Source organism: Acinetobacter bouvetii (assembly GCF_902753875.1).
GTDB lineage: Bacteria > Pseudomonadota > Gammaproteobacteria > Pseudomonadales > Moraxellaceae > Acinetobacter > Acinetobacter bouvetii_A.
In genome coordinates, this window is sequence record NZ_CADDTS010000047.1 from 1 (window position 1) to 1,154 (window position 1,154).

The following is a 1,154-nucleotide window of genomic DNA, read 5'->3' on the forward strand; positions in this document are numbered from 1 at the left end:
TAACGAATGACGGCTTTGTTTGAGAAATTTCCAATAAGTTGCTTCAAATTTCAGAAAGAAATCATCAATTACGCAGAATAATTCGGTACTATTGAACATCAGGACTAGGGCTTTAGGTTTTGTGTGGTAACTCAACTGATGGCTCTAGTCCTCTTATTTTTCAAGTCATTTTCTTATCCGCGATTCGGGTTACTTATAGTTCCAGCAGGATTTTCAAGACATGCCCTTAAAGATTCTATTTTGACAGATATTGATAAATTACGTGAAGCAGGATTAGATATTGATTCGTTTAAAGATGTAATCCAAAAAAGATATATAAAACATCTTCCAAAGGAAATAGTTCCCATTCTAATAAAAGAATTATGGAAATTTTGTTTTATTAAAAGTGATCCTAAAATTGATGAAAATCGACATTTTAATGCAGAATTTTTATTTCAAATAATTGGACATTATCCTGAACAGTCTAAGGAAATATTTCAAAAGGAAGATTATATAAATAAGGTAACTACAGATGATAATATCTTGTATGTTTATATAGCTTTACTATCAAGATTTGAGTTTATTTATGATCTACTTGATTCGAGTGGGAAAGCAATAGTTTCTAGCTATTTAACTAAAAACGAAAAAATGAAAATTTATTGTCCATTTTTATCTAAAAATATTTCTGAACATTTAAAAGAGTTTTTACCGAAAGCAACTCATGAAACATTTAAGTACTTATTAAAACTATCAGAGAAATTTTCAATTAAAAATGAAGTTATGATGCTAGGGATAGAAGAATATGGTAATTCTACAAGTTATGATGAAGCAGATGCTAATTTTAATATTTATGTTGAGGATTATATAATTGATTATGATTTTGCAGTGTTCCAAAAGTATTTAGAAGTAAGTGAAAATAATTCACAAATTTATGATAGACGAAAATTCTATGGAAGTAATAATTTAGTTTATAAAATGTTATTTAACCCGAATCGCGGATAAGAAAATGACTTGAAAAATAAGAGGACTAGAGCCATCAGTTGAGTTACCACACAAAACCTAAAGCCCTAGTCCTGATGTTCAATAGTACCGAATTATTCTGCGTAATTGATGATTTCTTTCTGAAATTTGAAGCAACTTATTGGAAATTTCTCAAACAAAGCCGTCATTCGTTA

At 28.8% G+C, this 1,154-nt stretch carries 1 protein-coding gene and 2 pseudogenes; 2 read left to right on the forward strand and 1 reads right to left on the reverse strand.

The window, feature by feature from the left end:
• A pseudogene (locus FB6_RS13580) lies at positions 1-99 on the reverse strand (IS982 family transposase); the annotation flags it as partial.
• Between the two features lie 39 nt (positions 100-138).
• Here FB6_RS13580 and FB6_RS13585 point away from each other — a divergent pair.
• Entirely contained in the window at positions 139-981 is an 843-nt protein-coding gene (locus tag FB6_RS13585; RefSeq protein WP_174560495.1) for a hypothetical protein, read from the forward strand.
• Between the two features lie 74 nt (positions 982-1,055).
• Positions 1,056-1,154, forward strand: a pseudogene (locus tag FB6_RS13590) (IS982 family transposase); the annotation flags it as partial.

Bases quoted from the DNA above. Each gene is read 5' to 3' on its own strand.
- FB6_RS13585 (WP_174560495.1), top strand. From the start codon at position 139: ATGGCTCTAGTCCTCTTATTTTTCAAGTCATTTTCTTATCCGCGATTC.